Consider the following 17,566-nt stretch of genomic DNA (forward strand, 5'->3'; position numbering starts at 1 on the left):
AATTCGAAATTTAGCCGGGGAGTATAGCGCTCCGAAACTGACGACCGGTCAGTTCATATGGGCAGCACGTCCAGCGGCACGTTCAGTTTGGCTGCCAGTGCCTGGGCTTCCAGATGCCCGGCGGGCGCCAGCAGGCGCAAAGTTGCGCCCGACTGCGACGCCATTTTTTGCGCTTCGTTCACCAGGCGCTCCGCCACGCCACGGCGTCGGGTGATTTTTCGTACGCAAATTTGGGAAAGGTGCCAGACGTCCGATTGGCGTTGCAGGCGTGCGGCGCCCAGCAACCGATCGTTGAAGCGCCCGGCGATCAGCGAACCGTCGCCCAGGCAGCCTTCGATCAACTGCACCTCGCCGGCAAACGGCGCAAACAGCCAGTCCGGTGCGTCGCGGTAGATCTTCTGCAGGTCTTGTTGATCCTGATAAGTGGCTTCAGTCAACGGCTCGACTATTATCGGCATGGCGGCTCCTGTCAGATGGGTACAGATTTCGACCTGTGGGAGCTGCCGAAGGCTGCGATCTTTTGATCTTTCGTCGGTTACAAAAAAATCAAAAGTTCGCAGCCTTCGGCAGCTCCTGCAAAAGAAAGAGATCAGATGACATAGAAAAGGTGATGTCAGTTTGGTTTTTCTGTCACGAGCAAATGGTAACCTCTCCACGTTCGTCCGTCCTTCTGCGACGTAACGTCGCGCCCAAATGGAGCTTCACCCAAGAAAAAGGTCATGCCTGCGTGCATATAAGGCTGAGGGTGAGGAGTGGCTGGCGAACCATACTAATAATTGGGGGATACACAATGAGCACGAGCATCACGGCGGACGGCGTCATCGCCGGCCAGCCCGCGTTCCTGTCCAAGGAACGCATCATCGCCAAGCCCGGTTTCAACCGTTGGCTGGTACCACCGGCCGCGTTGGCCATCCACCTTTGCATCGGCATGGCCTACGGCTTCTCGGTGTTCTGGTTGCCGCTGTCCAAGGCCCTGGGCGTCACCGCTCCGGTCGCTTGTGCGCCGGACATGAGCTTCATCTCACAAATCTTCTCGTCCCAATGTGACTGGCCGATCTCGATGCTCGGCTGGATCTACACCTTGTTCTTCATCTTCCTTGGCTGCTCGGCAGCGATCTGGGGTGGCTGGCTGGAGCATGCGGGTCCGCGCAAGGCCGGTGTTGTATCGGCACTGTGCTGGTGCGGTGGCCTGCTGATTTCGGCGCTGGGGATTTATACCCACCAGATCTGGCTGATGTGGGTCGGCTCCGGGGTCATTGGCGGTATCGGCCTGGGCCTGGGCTACATCTCGCCAGTGTCGACCCTGATCAAGTGGTTCCCGGACAAGCGCGGCATGGCGACCGGCATGGCGATCATGGGCTTCGGTGGCGGCGCGATGGTGGGCGCTCCATTGGCGGCGGCACTGATGAGTCACTTCGCTTCGCCAACGGGCGTGGGCGTATGGCAGAGCTTCCTGGTGATGGCCGCGATCTACTTCGTGTTCATGATCGGCGGCGCACTGTCCTATCGCGTTCCGCCTACTGGCTGGAAGCCTGAAGGCTGGACCGCTCCGGCGAAAAAAGCGTCGAACGCGATGATCACTCATCGCCACGTTCACGTGAACGTCGCGTGGAAAACCCCGCAATTCCGCCTGGTGTGGCTGGTGCTGTGCCTGAACGTATCGGCTGGTATCGGCATCCTCGGCATGGCTTCGCCGCTGTTGCAGGAAGTGTTCGGCGGCAAATTGATCGGTGTCGACCTGCCATTTGGCAAGCTGGACGCCGGGCAACTGGCCTCGATCGCGGCGATTGCCGCCGGTTTCACCGGTTTGCTGAGTCTGTTCAACATCGGCGGCCGGTTCTTCTGGGCTTCGTTCTCCGACTACCTGGGTCGTAAAAACACCTATTTCGTGTTCTTTGCGTTGGGCTTTGCCCTGTACGCGCTGATCCCGAACCTGGGTCACCTGGGCAACGTCGCGCTGTTCGTGGCGGCGTTCTGCATCATCCTGTCGATGTACGGCGGTGGTTTTGCGACCGTTCCGGCTTACCTGGCGGACCTGTTCGGTACGCAAATGGTCGGCGCGATCCACGGTCGTCTGCTGACGGCGTGGGCGGCGGCGGGCGTGTTGGGTCCGGTGTTGGTGAACTACCTGCGTGAATATCAACTGAGCATCGGCGTTGAACGTGCCGCGGCTTACGACATCACGTTGTACATCCTCGCGGGCCTGCTGGTGCTGGGTTTCCTGTGCAACCTGCTGGTGCGTCCGGTGGCCGACAAGTACTTCATGACCGACGCTGAACTGGCTGCCGAACAAGCGCTGGGCCACGACAAGGGTGCTGACAGCAGCACCGTGCTGGAGTGGAAAGCGGCGCCGGGCAGCAAGCCTTTGGCGGTTGCGGCGTGGCTGGTGGTGGGGATTCCGTTGGCGTGGGGTGTGTGGGTGACCCTGCAGAAGACGGCGGTTCTGTTCCACTAAGTTCTCTGCACCTGATCGTTCCCACGCTCCGCGTGGGGATGCCTCCCGTGACGCGCTGCATCACTTTCGAAGTGGACGCGGAGCGTCCGGGGCTGCACTCCCACGCAGAGCGTGGGAGCGATCAGCGATAAGGTATGTCTGGCATACCGTCTTCGCGGGCAAGCCTCGCTCCTACATGTCATTACAGGTATATCCCCGGCACCGTTGGGGTCTGTCCGTCAGCCATATCACCTCTCGTGTTTCTGTTTCGGCCCCGCGCCCCTATAATGGCTGCCTTTTTCGCCCAATGATTTTGCGGAGCTGGTGATGGCCGAACGTAAGGCGTCAGTCGAGCGCGACACTCTGGAAACCCAGATCAAAGCCTCGATCAACCTGGATGGCACCGGAAAGGCCCGATTTGATATCGGTGTTCCTTTTCTTGAGCACATGCTGGACCAGATCGCCCGTCACGGGCTGATCGACCTGGATATTGTCAGCAAGGGCGACCTGCATATCGACGACCACCACACCGTGGAAGACGTCGGTATCACCCTGGGTCAGGCCTTTGCCAAAGCCATCGGCGACAAGAAAGGCATCCGTCGCTACGGCCACGCCTACGTGCCGCTCGATGAAGCGCTGTCGCGCGTAGTGATCGACTTCTCCGGCCGTCCTGGCCTGCAGATGCACGTTCCCTATACCCGCGCCACCGTTGGCGGCTTCGACGTGGACCTGTTCCAGGAATTCTTCCAGGGCTTCGTCAACCACGCCCTCGTCAGCCTGCACATCGACAACCTGCGTGGCACCAACACCCACCACCAGATCGAAACCGTGTTCAAGGCTTTCGGCCGCGCATTGCGCATGGCGGTCGAGCTGGATGACCGCATGGCCGGACAAATGCCGTCGACCAAGGGCGTTCTGTAATGCAGACGGTCGCGGTTATCGATTACGGCATGGGCAACCTGCACTCGGTGGCCAAGGCCCTCGAGCACGTCGGTGCCGGCAAGGTGTTGATCACCAGCGATGCCGCTGTGATTCGCGAAGCTGACCGGGTGGTATTCCCCGGCGTCGGCGCGATTCGCGATTGCATGGCGGAGATCCGTCGCCTGGGCTTCGATTCTCTGGTGCGTGAAGTCAGCCAGGACCGTCCGTTCCTCGGCATTTGCGTGGGCATGCAAGCCCTGCTCGACAGCAGTGAAGAGAACGACGGCGTGGACTGCATCGGCCTGTTCCCTGGCGCGGTGAAGTTCTTCGGCAAAGACCTGCATGAAGACGGTGAACACCTGAAAGTCCCGCACATGGGCTGGAACGAAGTGAAGCAGACGGTGAGTCACCCGCTGTGGCACAACATTCCGGACCTGGCGCGTTTCTACTTCGTGCACAGCTACTACATCGCTGCAGGCAATGCGCGGCAAGTGGTGGGTGGCGGTCACTACGGTGTCGATTTCGCCGCAGCGCTGGCCGATGGCTCGCGTTTCGCCGTGCAGTTCCACCCGGAGAAGAGCCATACCCATGGCCTGCAATTGCTGCAGAACTTCGCCGCGTGGGATGGTCGCTGGTAAATGGCCGTCAAGAAGAAGCCGCCGATCCTGACCCTCACTCCCGAACAGGAGAACGAGGCCAATCACAAGATCAAGCGCTTTATGGAGGATCGCTTCGAACTGGACCTGGGTTCGTTCGAAGCGGCTGAAATCCTTGAGCTGTTTACCCGCGAAATTGCGCCGCACTATTACAACAGAGCGATTTTCGATGTGCAGACGCACCTTAAAGAAAGGTTCGAAAGCATCGAAAGCGACCTGTGGGCGCTTGAGAAGAATTAGGGCAGCGGCAAGCTTCAAGCTGCAAGCTGCAAGAAGTAGACACGCGTGCGCGCTTGCAGCTTATGGCTTGCAGCTTGCAGCTCTTTGACGAAGGAAAAGCATGCTAATTATTCCCGCTATCGATCTTAAAGACGGTGCCTGTGTTCGTCTGCGCCAGGGCCGCATGGAAGATTCCACGGTGTTCTCCGATGACCCGGTGAGCATGGCCGCCAAGTGGGTGGAGGGCGGTTGCCGTCGTCTGCATCTGGTCGATTTGAACGGCGCCTTCGAAGGCCAGCCGGTCAACGGCGAAGTGGTCACAGCCATCGCCAAGCGCTACCCGAACCTGCCGATCCAGATCGGCGGCGGTATCCGCTCCCTGGAAACCATCGAGCACTACGTGAAAGCGGGCGTGAGCTACGTGATCATCGGCACCAAAGCCGTGAAAGATCCGGCCTTCGTCGCTGAAGCGTGCCGCGCATTCCCGGGTAAGGTGATCGTTGGCCTCGACGCTAAAGACGGTTTCGTCGCCACCGACGGCTGGGCTGAAATCAGCACCATCCAGGTGATCGACCTGGCCAAGCAGTTTGAAGCCGACGGCGTGTCCGCGATCGTTTATACCGACATCGCCAAAGACGGCATGATGCAGGGCTGCAACGTACCGTTCACCGCCGCGCTGGCCGCTGCCACGCGCATTCCGGTGATCGCGTCCGGTGGCATTCACAACCTCGGTGACATCAAGTCGCTGCTCGACGCCAAGGCGCCGGGCATCATCGGCGCGATCACCGGCCGCGCGATTTATGAGGGCACGCTTGATGTTGCAGAAGCCCAAGCCTTTTGTGATGGCTACGCGGCCAGATAAAGCAGCTTCAAGTTGCAAGCTGCGAGCTGCAAGTTAGAGCGCGGCAGTGATCTGCTCTGTCTTGCAGCTTGAAGCTCCAAGCTTGCAACTCTTAATCGGAGATTAAGCCCATGGCGTTAGCCAAACGCATCATCCCTTGCCTGGACGTGGACAACGGCCGGGTCGTCAAAGGTGTGAAGTTCGAGAACATCCGCGACGCCGGTGACCCGGTGGAAATCGCCCGTCGCTACGACGAGCAGGGTGCCGATGAGATTACCTTTCTCGACATCACCGCCAGCGTCGATGGCCGCGACACCACGCTGCATACCGTCGAGCGCATGGCCAGCCAGGTGTTTATCCCGCTGACCGTGGGCGGTGGCGTGCGTACCGTGCAGGACATTCGCAACTTGCTGAATGCCGGCGCGGACAAGGTGTCGATCAACACCGCCGCCGTGTTCAACCCGGAATTCGTTGGCGAAGCGGCGCAGCATTTCGGCTCGCAATGCATCGTCGTCGCCATCGACGCGAAGAAGGTGTCACTGCCGGGCGAAACCCCTCGCTGGGAAATCTTCACCCACGGTGGCCGCAAGCCGACCGGCCTCGACGCCGTCGAGTGGGCGAAGAAGATGGAAGGCCTGGGCGCTGGTGAAATCCTCCTGACCAGCATGGACCAGGATGGCATGAAGAACGGCTTCGACCTGGGTGTTACCCGTGCGATCAGCGATGCGCTGGGCATTCCGGTGATCGCTTCCGGCGGTGTCGGTAACCTGCAACATCTGGCTGACGGCATTATCGAAGGCCACGCCAGTGCGGTGCTGGCGGCGAGTATTTTCCACTTCGGCGAATACACCGTGCAGGAAGCCAAGGCTTACATGGCCCATCGCGGCATCGTGATGCGCTAAAACCCATACAGGCCAGTGGACAGCATGGCGGGCTCAGGGCACTCTTGGGCACGCCATGGATTTCGGTAGCCCGACATGCTCAAACGTTTTCTTCTTGTCCTCGCCAGCGCTTCTCTGTTGCTCATCAACGCAGCCCGCGCCGAAGAAAGTCCCGCCACCGACCTGGTGCTGCTGACGGAAAACTTCCCGCCCTACAACATGGCGAAGAACGGCAAAAACTTCGCTCAGGACGAGAACATCAATGGCATCGCCGTGGACATCGTCCGCGAGATGTTCAAACGCGCCAACATCACCTACAGCCTGACCCTGCGTTTCCCCTGGGAGCGCATCTATAAGATCGCCCTGGAAAAACCCGGTTACGGCGTGTTTGTCATGGCGCGGCTGCCGGATCGCGAAAAGCTTTTCAAGTGGGTCGGCCCCATCGGCCCGGATGACTGGATCATGCTGGCCAAGGCTGACAGCAAGATCACCCTCGATACCCTGGAGCAGGCGCGCAAGTACAAGATCGGCGCCTACAAGGGCGACGCGATTGCCGAGACCCTGGCCAAGCAAGGCTTGAAGCCGATTGTGGTGCTACGGGATCAGGACAATGCCAAAAAACTGGTCAGCGGCCAGATTGACCTGTGGGCCACCGGCGACCCGGCCGGGCGTTATCTGGCCCGCCAGGACGGCGTGACCGGGCTCAAGACCGTACTGCGCTTCAACAGCGCCGAGTTGTATCTGGCGCTGAATAAAGAGGTGCCGGATGAGACCGTGGCCAAGCTGCAAGCGGCGCTGGACCAGCTGCGCAAGGAAGGCGTGGTTGACGAGATCATGGCGAAGTATCTCTGACTATTGGCTGCCCGTTCCCACGCTCCCGCGTGGTAACGCCGCCCGTGACGCTCTGCGTCACAGTGGACGCGGAGCATCCATGGCTGCATTCCCATGCAGAGCGTGGGAACGATCGTGTTTCAGCGGTACACGCCATCTTTTCCATGCGCAGCCGTCGCCCGATTGCTGCGCACACTGATCATCATTTTGATGTTGATCCAGTCAATCCCCTGAGCCTTCAGCTTCGGCAACTCACGTTCCAGCACCGCCAGTGTCTGCGGATATGGATGCCCGATCATCACCGCCGAACCCTGTTTGTGCGCGAGGCTGATCGCCGTCTGTAGCTGAGTGAAGATCGCCGCTTCCGTGCGTTCGTCATCGAGAAACACATCCCGTGAAACGCTCGCCAATCCGATCCTCTGTGCTTCAGCCGCGCCCACGGTTTGCGCGCTGGTGCGGCTGTCGACGAAGAATTTGTGCCGGCGCTGCAAGTCCGCCATCAGCCAGGCCATGGCCGGTTGTTGCGCGGTCATGCGGCTGCCCATGTGGTTGTTGATGCCGGCGGTGTACGGCACAGCCTTGAACGCGGAGTCGAGGCGTTTTTCCAGCTCTTCGATAGGCAGGTCGGGGTGCCAGGCGAACGGGCCGGTGGCCGGGTCCATGGGCATGTGGAGGATGACGATTTTGCCGGCGCGATGAGCTTCGCGGGCGAATTCGGCGGCGTGGGGTGTGTCGGGCATGATCGCCGTCGTCACCGGGCCGGGCAGGGCGAGCACGCGACGATCCCGGGGCAGGTTTTGCCCCAGGTCATCGATGATCAGTGTCAGGTAAGCCTTGTGTGGCGTCGGCTTGGCGGGTTCTGCGTGAGCAGCACCCGCCAGGCAGCACACCAGAGCGAGGATCAACCGCAGGCGCATCTCAGCGGCCGGAGGTGATGCTCAGCCCTTTGAGCAGGCTCAGGGCCTGGGCCAGTTGGTAATCGTCATCCTGCGGCATCGCCTTGGCTTTGCTGCTGGACGTCGGCTTGTCGGCGCCGCCGTTGCCATTGCCCAAGTGACCTTGCAGATCGGCTTCCTTGAAGTACTCGCCGTCCTGCTCGTTGGTGATCTTGGCCTTGCGCACTTCGATGTCCGGGACGATGCCCTGGGCCTGGATCGAGCGACCGTTCGGCGTGTAATACAGCGCCGTGGTGATCTTCAGGGCGCGGTCGTTATTCAGCGGCAGCACGGTTTGTACCGAGCCTTTGCCGAAACTCGTGGTGCCCATGACCACTGCGCGTTTCTGATCCTGCAAGGCGCCGGCGACGATTTCCGAAGCCGAGGCGCTGCCGCCGTTGATCAGTGCGACCATCGGCACGGCTTCGCTTTCGTCCTTGCCGGTGGCGGAGAAGCGCAGCTCGGAGTTGGCGATGCGGCCTTTGGTGTAGACGATCAGGCCCTTGGTGATGAAGTGATCGACCACTTCCACTGCTGCTTGCAGCACGCCGCCCGGGTTGTTGCGCAGGTCGAGGATGATGCCGTTGAGCTTCTTGCCATTGTCCTTGCGCAACTTGGCCAGGGCCTTGGAGACCTCTTCGCCGGTCTTGACCTGGAACTGGGTGATACGGATGTAGCCGTAGCCCGATTCCAGCAGCTGCGCCTTGACGCTCTTGACCTGGATGGTGGCGCGGGTCAGCACCACGTCGAAAGGTGTGCCGCCATCGCGGACCAGGGTCAGGGTGATTTTCTGGCCGATCTTGCCGCGCATCTTGTCCACGGCTTCGGTCATGCTCTGGCCGCGGGTCGGGGCGCCGTTGATCTTGACGATGAAGTCGCCAGCCTGGATGCCGGCCTTGGAGGCCGGGGTGTCATCGATCGGCGACACCACTTTGATGAAACCGTCCTCGGCACCGACTTCGATGCCCAGCCCACCGAATTCGCCGCTGGTGCTTTCCTGCAGCTCGGCGAAATCTTCCGGGCCCAGGTAGGCGGAGTGCGGGTCGAGGTTGCTGAGCATGCCCTTGATGGCATTTTCCAGCAGGGTCTTGTCATCGACCGGTTCGACATAGGCAGCCTTGATCCGGTCCATGACCTCGGCAAAGGTGCGCAACTCGTCCAGAGGCAATGGCGCCTTGGTGGTCGCAGCCGTGCCCGCAGGTGCAGGCGCTGGCGCCGTTGCCGGGGCAGGCTGAGCGGCAAACGCCAGAGGCGCGCCGATCACCAGGGCGATCGTCAGGGCCAGCGAGGTAAGGCGGGACAAATGCAGCATGTCGAACGAACTCCTAATGTAGGTGACTCAACGCCTATCCTTGCGCGCGGCACCATTGCGCCGGATCACTCGGGTGACCCTGCTGACGAATTGCGAAATACAGCGCCGGTGTGTCCTGCCCGCCGCTGTTACCGACAGTGGAGATGGACTCACCGGCTTTAACCACATCACCCGCAGACTTGAGCAGCGTCTGGTTGTGACCATAAAGACTCAAGAAACCGTTGCCGTGGTCCAGAATCACCAGCAGCCCCGCGCCGCGCAACCAATCGGCGAACACCACGCGACCACCGTGCACGGCATGCACCTGGCTGCCGGCGGAGGCGCTGATCATCACCCCATCCCACTTGGTCCGGGCATCATCGCCGCGGCTTTCGCCGAAGCGCGCCAACAGTCGACCATCAACCGGCCATGGAAGTTTGCCGCGGGCTGACGCAAATGCGCCGCCGAAGGTTTCGCCTGAACTTGAAACCAGCGCGCCGGGTGTCGATTTAGGCGGTTTGCGTGGGGCATCAGTGTTGGCATCGGCCTGTTCCTGAGCCTCACGTAAACGCTTTTTTTCGGCTTCCTGCTGGGCGATCAGCGCTTTTTGCCGCGCTTCTTCTGCCTCACGGGCCTGACGGGCCAGGGTTTCTTCAATGGTTTTAAGGACTTTAGACAGGTCTGCCTGATCCTGCTCGCGGGTGGCGAGCTTCTGATCGCGCGCCTTGACGTCGTCGTTGAGCTTGGCCAGGACTTTCTGCCGCTCCTGGCGAACTTTGTCGAGTTCGTCGCGCTGGCTGTCGAGGCTGCTTTTCTGCACCAGCAACTGCGCCTGTTGCATGGAGATGTCTTTTTCGACATTGGCCAGTTGGCGCAGGGTTTCGTTGAAATTCTTCAGCTGCTCCAGGCGGGCCTGGCTCAGGTAGTCGTAATAGGTGAGGGTGCGGGCGAATTTTTCCGGGTTCTGCTGGTTGAGCAGCAGTTTCAGGTACTCCTGACGGCCATTCTGATAGGCCGCGCGGGCCTGGATGGCGATCAGTCGCTGCTGTTCAATGCGCGCGCTCTGGAGTTTTTTTTTCTCACCATCGAGTCGCTGCAGCTCGGATTCGCTTTTCTTCAGCTCTTTTTGCAGAGCGTCGACCTGCTTCTCCAGCTTGCCCATCTCGGTCTCGGTGCCCTTGAGATCCTTTTGCACACCGGATTTTTCTTCCTGGAGCTTGCCCAGCAGTTTTTTCAGCTCGGCAATGTCCTGACGCGTGGCGTCCAACTGTTGTTGGGTTTGCGCGCGCTCGTCAGCAAAGGCCGGTTGGAGCAGGCAAGTCAGAGCAAGGGCTATCAGGACGCGAAGCATAGAGGCGGGCGACACCAGGGAAAGGGACGGCCTAGTATGCCCGCCAAGCGCCGCAAAAAAAACGCCTCAAAGGCAACTGCTTTGAGGCGTTCGTCATAAAAAGCCGTTTCAGGCTGTTTATAAGGGGCTTTTACGCTCAGACCAGGATCGAAGTGCCCGTCATTTCGGCCGGCTTCGCAAGGCCCATCAACATCAGCATGGTCGGCGCCACGTCCGCCAGCACGCCGCCATCGCGCACCTTGAAGTCACGCTTGCCGACATAAATGAACGGCACCGGCTCGGTGGTGTGGGCGGTGTGGGCCTGGTGGGTTTCTTCGTCGGACATTTTCTCGCAGTTGCCGTGGTCGGCGGTGATCAGCGCTTCGCCGCCGACTTTATCCAGGGCATCGACGATGCGCCCGACGCACAGGTCCAGGCATTCCACGGCTTTGATCGCGGCTTCAAGGTTACCGCTGTGGCCGACCATGTCACCGTTGGCGTAGTTGACCACGATCACGTCATAACGCTGGTTGTCGATGGCGTCGACGATGCGGTCGGTGACTTCCGGGGCGCTCATCTCCGGCTGCAAGTCATAGGTAGCGACTTTTGGCGACGGGATCAGGATGCGTTCTTCGCCCGGGAACGGTTCTTCGCGCCCGCCGGAGAAGAAGAAGGTCACGTGGGCATATTTTTCGGTTTCGGCGATGCGCAGTTGGGTCTTGCCGTTCTTCGCCAGGTAGTCGCCGAGCACGTTTTCCAGGCTGCCGGCGGCGAAGGCCGAAGGCGCAGGAATGCTGGCTGCGTATTGGGTCAGCATTACGAAGCCTGCCAGTTTCGGCTGGCGCGCACGTTCGAATTCCTTGAAGCCGTCCTCGACGAACACGCGGGTCAGTTCGCGGGCGCGGTCGGCGCGGAAGTTCATGAACACCACGGCGTCGCCGTCTTCGACTTTCACCGGCTCGCCGATGGAAGTGGCTTTGACGAATTCGTCACTCTCGCCACGCTCGTAAGCGGCTTGCAGGCCTTCCTGAGCGGTGGCGGCGTTGAATTCGCCCTTGCCGTCGACAATCAGGTTGTAGGCCTGGGCTACACGGTCCCAGCGATTGTCGCGGTCCATGGCGAAATAACGGCCGACGATGCTGGCGATCCGGCCTTTGCCGAGGGCCTGGAAGGTCGCGTCGAGCAGTTCGATGGACGACTGTGCGCTTTTCGGCGGCGTGTCGCGACCATCAAGGAAGGCGTGCAGGTAGATTTTTTCGGCGCCGCGCTTGAAGGCCAGTTCGGCCATGGCGACCAGGTGATCCTGATGGCTGTGCACGCCGCCGTCAGACAGCAGGCCCATGAAGTGCACGGCTTTGCCGGCGGCCACGGCTTTATCCACGGCGGCGCAGATGGTCGGGTTCTCGAAGAACTCGCCGTCGCGGATCGATTTGGTCACGCGGGTGAAGTCCTGATACACCACGCGACCGGCCCCGAGGTTCATGTGGCCGACTTCGGAGTTGCCCATCTGGCCATCGGGCAAGCCGACGTCCATGCCGCTGCCCGAGATCAGGCCGTTCGGCACGGTGGCCGACAGACGGTCCAGAACGGGCTTCCTGGCCGAGTACACGGCGTTGGCTTCGTGGCTCTCACTGTGACCGAAGCCATCGAGAATAATCAGGACCAAAGGTTTAGGCGTGGTAGTCATGGATTCCACTCGTGGCTGAGTTAAAAAGAGGGCGATGGAAAAGGGAGTGGCAGTTTAAAGCGAAGTTCCGACCGCGTCACCGCCGGACGGGGTTTGGCCCGCCATAGGGGCTGTGTATACTGGCCCACTTTTCACGCCCTGGAACCACCTTAAATGCTTGATCACCTGATTGCATTTGCCACCACCCACTATTTGCTGGCCGGTATTTTCGTTGTTCTGCTGGCTCTGCTGATCGCCCATGAGATGAAAGGCGGCGGTCGTAGCCTGAGCACCGGTGAACTGACCGGGCTGGTCAACAAGGACGCAGGCGTGGTGATCGACATCCGTTCGGCCAAGGATTTCGCCGCCGGCCATATCGTTGGCGCGCTGAACATTCCTCACGACAAACTGACTGCTCGTGTCGGCGAACTGAACAAGCACAAGGACAAGACCATCATCCTGGTCGACGCCCAAGGTCAGACCGCTGGCACCCACGCCCGCGAACTCTTGAAAGCCGGTTTCAACGCCGCCAAGCTGTCCGGCGGGATTTCCAGCTGGAAAGGCGACAACCTGCCGTTGGTGAAGTGAGATGAACAACGTCGTCGTCTATTCCAGCGATTACTGCCCTTACTGCTCGCGAGCCAAGTACCTGCTCGAGAACAAAGGCGTGGCCTTCGAAGAGATCAAGGTCGATGGCAAGCCGCAGGTGCGCGCCGCGATGGCTCAGAAGGCCGGACGCACGTCCGTGCCGCAGATCTGGATCGGCGAGCGCCACATCGGCGGTTGTGATGATTTGTTTGCCCTTGAGCGCGCGGGTAAGCTCGACGCCATGCTCAAGGCCTAGTGCCTCCCTATAAGACCCAAGATCAGAAAGGATCTGAGATGACTGACCAACAGAACACTGCAGCTAGCGAAGAAGAAAACGCACCGCAATTCTCCTTGCAGCGCATCTACGTACGTGACTTGTCCTTCGAAGCCCCGAAAAGCCCGGCGATCTTCCGCCAGCAGTGGGAGCCGAGCGTCGGTCTGGATCTGAATACCCGTCAAAAGGCCCTGGAAGGCGACTTCCACGAAGTCGTGCTGACCTTGTCCGTGACCGTGAAAAACGGTGAGAACGGCGAAGTGGCGTTCATCGCTGAAGTGCAACAGGCCGGGATCTTCCTGATCAAGAACCTGGACGACGCCTCGATGAGCCACACCCTCGGCGCGTTCTGCCCGAACATCCTGTTCCCGTACGCTCGCGAAACCCTGGACAGCCTGGTGACCCGTGGTTCGTTCCCGGCTCTGATGCTGGCTCCGGTGAACTTCGACGCGCTGTACGCACAAGAACTGCAACGCATGCAGGCCTCGGGCGAAACCCCGACTGTGCAATAAGCGTTCGATGCCGTAACGAAAAAAGCGCCGTAACAGGCGCTTTTTTCATGGGCGGGATGAAACGGCGGCGGGTCGGCGCAATGATCGTTCCCACGCTCCGCGTGGGAATGCTTCTAGGGACGCTCCGCGTCCAGTGACGCGGAGCGTCACGGGCTGCATTCCCATGCAGAGCGTGGGAACGATCAGGTCGCAGGGTTACTTGAAACCCAATTGACGCCAGCCTTCATACACCGCGACGGCCACGGTGTTCGACAGGTTCAGGCTGCGGCAGCCTTCGCGCATCGGCAGGCGCAGGCGTTGTTCGCCGGGCAGGGCGTCGAGCACGTCGGCGGGCAGGCCACGGCTTTCCGGGCCGAACAGGAAGGCGTCGCCCTCGGCGAAGCTGGCATCATGGAACGGTCGCGAGCCCTTGGTGGTGAACGCGAACAGCCGTGGATGGCCCAGGCTTTCCAGGCAGCTGGCGAGGTCGGCGTGGCGTTGCAGGGTGGCGTACTCGTGGTAATCGAGGCCGGCCCGGCGCAGGCGCTTGTCGTCCATCTCGAAGCCCAACGGCTCGATCAAATGCAGGTGGCAGCCACTGTTGGCGCACAGCCTGATAACGTTGCCGGTATTCGGCGGAATTTCTGGTTGGAAAAGGATGACGTGAAACATGCACGGCTCCGAAGGTAAAGATGAGCGGCATTCTACGCCGCCCGTGGACAACCGTTCGAAACTATTCCCGCGGGTGATCGGTTCGCTGGCGATTGTCGGGATGATGGTCGGGCTGATGATCGGTCGCCTGACCACTCCCGACCCCAGCGAATTGCAGCAGGTCGAGGTCACCGGCGATGGGTTGGTGGTGTGGTTCAACAACGAACCCAAGACCCACGGCGAGGTTGTGGACGGCAGCGTTGCGTTGCTGTTTGAGGCTGAAGGCAAGGCGCAGAAAGGCCAACTCAAGGTCAACGGCAAAGACGTGAACTGGCGCGTGCGGTTGAGTGATGGGGGGTTGTTGCTGACGGTGGTGGCGGCCCGGCCACTGCTGGGCGAGTGGGTCGGTCGCGAGGTCGATGACCGCTGGCGGCTGGAGATCCATCTCCGGGAGCAATAAAAGAGGGAATCCCCCGCCTGCCTGTACCAAGGTTCCCAAAACGGCAGGGACTCGCGCATTGCGTGCAAGTCCCGGTGTAAAGAAGGAACCCCTGACCTGCCTGTATCAAGGGCCCCAAAACGGGTTGGGCTCGTCGCCAGTGCGGTGTGAGCCCGATGTAAAGAGGGGAATCCCCGGCCTGCCTGTACCAAGGTCCCCGAAACCGGGTAGTGAACTGAATCACTGAATGGACTATTGCAGGGGGCGTGCCAGGTTTTAATAAAATGAAACACAAAGTCGTGTTAAAGCGCTGAAAGCCCCGTGATTCGGGGCTTAGCCATTTTTATGATGTGGGTTTCATTGCGAGGGAAGGCGGGATTTGAGATCGGTCGCCGTGCGCGATTGCGGTTCACGGTGCATTGCGGCGGTGCACGATGGGCCCGCGAACACAATGATTGATCGTTCCCACGCTCTGCGTGGGAATGCCTCAATGGACGCTCTGCGTCCGCTTTGGGACGCGGAGCGTCCCGGGCTGCATTCCCACGCGGAGCGTGGGAACGATCAAGATTTAAAGGCTGTTTAACCCTCTTCCGCCTCATCGTCATCCCCACCATCAACCTTCATCCCCAATTCCTTGATCTTGCGCGTCAGGGTATTGCGCCCCCAACCCAGCAAAACCGCGGCATCGCGGCGGCGGCCGGCGGTGTGTTTGAGGGCGGTTTCGATCATGATCCGCTCGAACGCCGGCACGGCGCTGTCGAGCAGGCTCGACTGGCCGCGAGCCAGTGCCTGATCAGCCCACTGGCGCAGCGCTTGCTCCCAGTTGGTCACCGGCGCCGAGTCCTGCGGCAGGTTCAGCAACTCCGGCGGCAGGTCCCTGATGTGCACTTCACGACCCGAAGCCATCACCGTGATCCAGCGGCAGGTGTTCTCCAGCTGACGCACGTTGCCGCCCCACGGCAGGTTCTTCAGGTATTCCTCGGTCTCGCTTTTCAGCAGCTTCGGCTCCACCGCCAGTTCTTGCGCGGCGCGGCTGAGGAAGTGCTTGGCCAGGGTCGGGATGTCTTCGCGACGGTCCGACAGCCGTGGGATGTGAATGCGGATCACGTTGAGGCGGTGGAACAAGTCCTCACGGAATTTCCCGGCGTGGACCAGGGTTTCCAGGTTCTGGTGGGTCGCAGCGATGATGCGCACATCGACCTTCACCGGCGTATGACCGCCGACGCGATAGAACTCGCCGTCAGCCAGCACCCGCAGCAAACGGGTCTGGGTGTCCGCCGGCATGTCGCCGATTTCATCGAGGAACAGCGTGCCGCCGTCCGCCTGCTCAAAACGCCCGCGACGCAGGTTGGCCGCGCCAGTGAACGCGCCTTTCTCATGGCCGAACAGCTCGGACTCCATCAGATCCTTGGGGATCGCTGCCATGTTCAACGCAATGAACGGCGACGCCGCTCGAGGGCTGTGGCGGTGCAGGGCGTGGGCCACCAATTCTTTACCGGTGCCGGATTCGCCGTTGATCAGCACGGTGATGTTGGAGTGGCTCAAGCGCCCGATGGCACGAAACACTTCCTGCATCGCCGGCGCTTCACCGATGATTTCCGGGGTGCGGGTCAACGCGACCGGGACTTCCAGGCCTTGCTGTTCCTGAGCGTGCTGGTTGGCGCGCTTGACCAGGGACACCGCTTCATCGACATCAAAGGGTTTTGGCAGGTATTCGAACGCGCCGCCCTGATACGAGGCCACCGCGCTGTCGAGGTCGGAGTGGGCGGTCATGATGATGACCGGCAGCCGTGGGTGTTGTTCGCGAATCCGCGCCAGAAGGTCCAGGCCACTGGCACCCGGCATGCGGATGTCGGAGATGATCACGTCCGGCTGCTGGCGCGCCAGGCGGCTCATCACGCCATCGGCGCTGTCGAAGCTTTGCGTGGTCATGCCTTCTTGCTGCAAGGCCTTTTCCAGGACCCAACGGATAGAACGGTCGTCATCGACGATCCACACGGTTTCACTACGGCTCATGTCGATGTGGCTCCTTGTTCCAGTGGCAGAAAGATCGAGAAGGTGGTGTGGCCTGGGTGGCTGTCACACTCGATCAGGCCCTGGTGCTGGCTGATGATGTTCTGGGTAATGGCCAGGCCCAGCCCGGTACCGTCCGGGCGGCCGCTGACCATGGGAAAGAAGATGGTTTCCTGCAACTCCGCAGGGATGCCGGGGCCGTTGTCGATGATCTCGATCTTGGTCACCAGGCGATGGCGCACATGGCCGATGGTGAACTGGCGCATGGCGCGGGTGCGCAGGCTGATGCGGCCCAGGCGCAGTTCGTTCTGGCTGCTGATGGCCTGCATCGCATTGCGCACGATATTGAGGACGGCCTGAATCATCTGTTCGCGGTCGATCAGGACATCGGGGATGCTCGGGTCGTAGTCGCGCACCAAGGTGATGCAGCCCTGGCTTTCGGCCTCGACCAACTGACTGACCCGCTCCAGCACCTCGTGAATGTTGCACATGGCCAGGGACGGCAGCTTGTTCGAGCCAAGCATGCGGTCCACCAGGTTTCGCAGGCGGTCGGCTTCTTCGATGATCACGTTGGTGTAGTCGCGAAGGCTTTCTTCCGGCAGCTCACGGGCCAGCAATTGTGCGGCGCCGCGAATCCCGCCCAGCGGGTTCTTGATTTCGTGAGCGAGGCCGCGCACCAGCATCTTGCTGGTTTCCTGCTTCGACAGCTGCGCCTCTTCCTTGGTGATGCGCAGCAAGCGGTCACGGGGATGCACTTCCAGCAACAGCATCGTGTCGCCATTGCTCAGGATCGGCGTGACCGCGTAATCGACGGTCAGGGTCTGGCCGGTCAGGGCGGTGAGCATCGCTTCGCGCTTGGTGAACGGGTGCGCCTGCTCGACCGCCTGGCGCAGGGAATTCAGCGCTTCGGTGGATTCGGTGAACAACTCACTGATGAACTGCCCATGGCTGCGCTGGCCGCTGATGGCCAGGAGCATCTCCGCCGCCGGGTTCATGTACTCGAGGCGCAGTTCGGCGTCGAGCAGGATGGTGGCGGTGGTCAGGTTGTCGAGTAATAGCCGATGCAGTGCGTCGCTAATGGTCATCCGGACCTCTTTTGGAGCAG

The 17,566-nt window shown here is 60.9% G+C and carries 19 protein-coding genes; 11 read left to right on the top strand and 8 right to left on the bottom strand.

Annotated features, from left to right (window positions below; translation table 11 throughout):
• Nucleotides 1-53: 53 nt before the first annotated feature.
• On the bottom strand, nucleotides 54-458 hold the full coding sequence (locus tag FQ192_RS13800; RefSeq protein ID WP_149659099.1) for an acetyl-CoA sensor PanZ family protein: 405 nt from the start codon (nucleotides 456-458) through the stop codon (nucleotides 54-56).
• Between the two features lie 332 nt (nucleotides 459-790).
• On the opposite strand from FQ192_RS13800, the gene FQ192_RS13805 reads away from it, so the two are divergent.
• The 7 genes from FQ192_RS13805 to FQ192_RS13835 all read left to right on the top strand — a co-directional run bounded on the left by FQ192_RS13805 (nucleotide 791) and on the right by FQ192_RS13835 (nucleotide 6,804).
• On the top strand, nucleotides 791-2,455 hold the full coding sequence (locus FQ192_RS13805; RefSeq protein ID WP_149659100.1) for an OFA family MFS transporter: 1,665 nt from the start codon (nucleotides 791-793) through the stop codon (nucleotides 2,453-2,455).
• A gap of 306 nt (nucleotides 2,456-2,761) precedes the next feature.
• Nucleotides 2,762-3,355, top strand: coding sequence for an imidazoleglycerol-phosphate dehydratase HisB (gene hisB, locus FQ192_RS13810; protein WP_003218037.1), 594 nt, complete (start codon nucleotides 2,762-2,764; stop codon nucleotides 3,353-3,355).
• Nucleotides 3,355-3,993 (top strand): imidazole glycerol phosphate synthase subunit HisH, encoded by a 639-nt coding sequence (gene hisH, locus FQ192_RS13815; protein WP_149659101.1) that lies wholly within the window; start codon nucleotides 3,355-3,357, stop codon nucleotides 3,991-3,993. Before hisB ends, hisH begins: the two co-directional genes overlap by 1 nt.
• On the top strand, nucleotides 3,994-4,251 hold the full coding sequence (locus FQ192_RS13820; RefSeq protein WP_008024930.1) for a DUF2164 domain-containing protein: 258 nt from the start codon (nucleotides 3,994-3,996) through the stop codon (nucleotides 4,249-4,251). It abuts the gene before it with no gap.
• 100 nt (nucleotides 4,252-4,351) lie between these two features.
• Entirely contained in the window at nucleotides 4,352-5,092 is a 741-nt protein-coding gene (gene hisA / locus FQ192_RS13825) for a 1-(5-phosphoribosyl)-5-[(5-phosphoribosylamino)methylideneamino]imidazole-4-carboxamide isomerase (protein ID WP_123596631.1), read from the top strand.
• 110 nt (nucleotides 5,093-5,202) lie between these two features.
• Nucleotides 5,203-5,973, top strand: coding sequence for an imidazole glycerol phosphate synthase subunit HisF (hisF, locus tag FQ192_RS13830; RefSeq protein WP_121731627.1), 771 nt, complete (start codon nucleotides 5,203-5,205; stop codon nucleotides 5,971-5,973).
• Nucleotides 5,974-6,048: 75 nt separating this feature from the next.
• Nucleotides 6,049-6,804 (top strand): ABC transporter substrate-binding protein, encoded by a 756-nt coding sequence (locus tag FQ192_RS13835; RefSeq protein WP_149659102.1) that lies wholly within the window; start codon nucleotides 6,049-6,051, stop codon nucleotides 6,802-6,804.
• Nucleotides 6,805-6,923: 119 nt separating this feature from the next.
• Here the strand turns inward: FQ192_RS13835 and FQ192_RS13845 are convergent, their stop codons facing one another.
• The 4 genes from FQ192_RS13845 to gpmI all read right to left on the bottom strand — a co-directional run bounded on the left by FQ192_RS13845 (nucleotide 6,924) and on the right by gpmI (nucleotide 12,026).
• Entirely contained in the window at nucleotides 6,924-7,700 is a 777-nt protein-coding gene (locus FQ192_RS13845) for a divergent polysaccharide deacetylase family protein (protein ID WP_149659103.1), read from the bottom strand.
• Between the two features lies 1 nt (nucleotide 7,701).
• Entirely contained in the window at nucleotides 7,702-9,030 is a 1,329-nt protein-coding gene (locus FQ192_RS13850; protein WP_149659104.1) for a S41 family peptidase, read from the bottom strand.
• Between the two features lie 34 nt (nucleotides 9,031-9,064).
• The gene (locus FQ192_RS13855; protein WP_123402605.1) at nucleotides 9,065-10,360 is read right to left on the bottom strand and encodes a murein hydrolase activator EnvC; all 1,296 of its coding nucleotides are present in this window, start codon (nucleotides 10,358-10,360) and stop codon (nucleotides 9,065-9,067) included.
• Nucleotides 10,361-10,496: 136 nt separating this feature from the next.
• Entirely contained in the window at nucleotides 10,497-12,026 is a 1,530-nt protein-coding gene (gene gpmI / locus FQ192_RS13860; protein WP_149659105.1) for a 2,3-bisphosphoglycerate-independent phosphoglycerate mutase, read from the bottom strand.
• Between the two features lie 153 nt (nucleotides 12,027-12,179).
• Between gpmI and FQ192_RS13865 the strand changes: the two genes are divergently transcribed.
• Genes FQ192_RS13865 through secB form a run of 3 tightly spaced genes read left to right on the top strand, consistent with a single transcriptional unit; the run spans nucleotide 12,180 to nucleotide 13,379 of the window.
• Nucleotides 12,180-12,593, top strand: a complete 414-nt coding sequence (locus tag FQ192_RS13865) for a rhodanese-like domain-containing protein (protein WP_149659106.1) — start codon at nucleotides 12,180-12,182, stop codon at nucleotides 12,591-12,593.
• A gap of 1 nt (nucleotide 12,594) precedes the next feature.
• The gene (gene grxC, locus FQ192_RS13870) at nucleotides 12,595-12,849 is read left to right on the top strand and encodes a glutaredoxin 3 (RefSeq protein WP_149659107.1); all 255 of its coding nucleotides are present in this window, start codon (nucleotides 12,595-12,597) and stop codon (nucleotides 12,847-12,849) included.
• A gap of 38 nt (nucleotides 12,850-12,887) precedes the next feature.
• A complete protein-coding gene (gene secB / locus FQ192_RS13875) occupies nucleotides 12,888-13,379 on the top strand; it encodes a protein-export chaperone SecB (protein WP_149659108.1) in 492 nt (163 codons plus the stop codon).
• Nucleotides 13,380-13,574: 195 nt separating this feature from the next.
• Here the strand turns inward: secB and FQ192_RS13880 are convergent, their stop codons facing one another.
• On the bottom strand, nucleotides 13,575-14,030 hold the full coding sequence (locus tag FQ192_RS13880; RefSeq protein WP_133837827.1) for a tRNA (cytidine(34)-2'-O)-methyltransferase: 456 nt from the start codon (nucleotides 14,028-14,030) through the stop codon (nucleotides 13,575-13,577).
• Here FQ192_RS13880 and FQ192_RS13885 point away from each other — a divergent pair.
• The gene (locus FQ192_RS13885) at nucleotides 14,029-14,469 is read left to right on the top strand and encodes a hypothetical protein (protein WP_149659109.1); all 441 of its coding nucleotides are present in this window, start codon (nucleotides 14,029-14,031) and stop codon (nucleotides 14,467-14,469) included. The two genes, FQ192_RS13880 and FQ192_RS13885, sit on opposite strands and share 2 nt — an antisense overlap.
• 558 nt (nucleotides 14,470-15,027) lie before the next feature.
• On the opposite strand, the gene ntrC is transcribed toward FQ192_RS13885, so the two are convergent.
• A complete protein-coding gene (ntrC, locus tag FQ192_RS13890) occupies nucleotides 15,028-16,464 on the bottom strand; it encodes a nitrogen regulation protein NR(I) (protein WP_149659110.1) in 1,437 nt (478 codons plus the stop codon).
• The gene (glnL, locus tag FQ192_RS13895; RefSeq protein WP_149659111.1) at nucleotides 16,461-17,546 is read right to left on the bottom strand and encodes a nitrogen regulation protein NR(II); all 1,086 of its coding nucleotides are present in this window, start codon (nucleotides 17,544-17,546) and stop codon (nucleotides 16,461-16,463) included. Before glnL ends, ntrC begins: the two co-directional genes overlap by 4 nt.
• Between the last annotated feature and the right edge of the window lie 20 nt (nucleotides 17,547-17,566).

This window comes from Pseudomonas sp. ANT_J12 (genome assembly GCF_008370045.1).
In the GTDB taxonomy this organism is placed as follows: Bacteria; Pseudomonadota; Gammaproteobacteria; order Pseudomonadales; family Pseudomonadaceae; genus Aquipseudomonas.

Excerpts from the sequence above, each read along its gene's own strand:
- FQ192_RS13800 (WP_149659099.1), bottom strand. The coding sequence starts at position 458 with ATGCCGATAATAGTCGAGCCGTTGACTGAAGCCACTTATCAGGATCAA.
- FQ192_RS13805 (WP_149659100.1), top strand. The coding sequence starts at position 791 with ATGAGCACGAGCATCACGGCGGACGGCGTCATCGCCGGCCAGCCCGCG.
- hisB (WP_003218037.1), top strand. The coding sequence starts at position 2,762 with ATGGCCGAACGTAAGGCGTCAGTCGAGCGCGACACTCTGGAAACCCAG.
- hisH (WP_149659101.1), top strand. The coding sequence starts at position 3,355 with ATGCAGACGGTCGCGGTTATCGATTACGGCATGGGCAACCTGCACTCG.
- FQ192_RS13820 (WP_008024930.1), top strand. The coding sequence starts at position 3,994 with ATGGCCGTCAAGAAGAAGCCGCCGATCCTGACCCTCACTCCCGAACAG.
- hisA (WP_123596631.1), top strand. The coding sequence starts at position 4,352 with ATGCTAATTATTCCCGCTATCGATCTTAAAGACGGTGCCTGTGTTCGT.
- hisF (WP_121731627.1), top strand. The coding sequence starts at position 5,203 with ATGGCGTTAGCCAAACGCATCATCCCTTGCCTGGACGTGGACAACGGC.
- FQ192_RS13835 (WP_149659102.1), top strand. The coding sequence starts at position 6,049 with ATGCTCAAACGTTTTCTTCTTGTCCTCGCCAGCGCTTCTCTGTTGCTC.
- FQ192_RS13845 (WP_149659103.1), bottom strand. The coding sequence starts at position 7,700 with ATGCGCCTGCGGTTGATCCTCGCTCTGGTGTGCTGCCTGGCGGGTGCT.
- FQ192_RS13850 (WP_149659104.1), bottom strand. The coding sequence starts at position 9,030 with ATGCTGCATTTGTCCCGCCTTACCTCGCTGGCCCTGACGATCGCCCTG.
- FQ192_RS13855 (WP_123402605.1), bottom strand. The coding sequence starts at position 10,360 with ATGCTTCGCGTCCTGATAGCCCTTGCTCTGACTTGCCTGCTCCAACCG.
- gpmI (WP_149659105.1), bottom strand. The coding sequence starts at position 12,026 with ATGACTACCACGCCTAAACCTTTGGTCCTGATTATTCTCGATGGCTTC.
- FQ192_RS13865 (WP_149659106.1), top strand. The coding sequence starts at position 12,180 with ATGCTTGATCACCTGATTGCATTTGCCACCACCCACTATTTGCTGGCC.
- grxC (WP_149659107.1), top strand. The coding sequence starts at position 12,595 with ATGAACAACGTCGTCGTCTATTCCAGCGATTACTGCCCTTACTGCTCG.
- secB (WP_149659108.1), top strand. The coding sequence starts at position 12,888 with ATGACTGACCAACAGAACACTGCAGCTAGCGAAGAAGAAAACGCACCG.
- FQ192_RS13885 (WP_149659109.1), top strand. The coding sequence starts at position 14,029 with ATGCACGGCTCCGAAGGTAAAGATGAGCGGCATTCTACGCCGCCCGTG.
- FQ192_RS13880 (WP_133837827.1), bottom strand. The coding sequence starts at position 14,030 with ATGTTTCACGTCATCCTTTTCCAACCAGAAATTCCGCCGAATACCGGC.
- ntrC (WP_149659110.1), bottom strand. The coding sequence starts at position 16,464 with ATGAGCCGTAGTGAAACCGTGTGGATCGTCGATGACGACCGTTCTATC.
- glnL (WP_149659111.1), bottom strand. The coding sequence starts at position 17,546 with ATGACCATTAGCGACGCACTGCATCGGCTATTACTCGACAACCTGACC.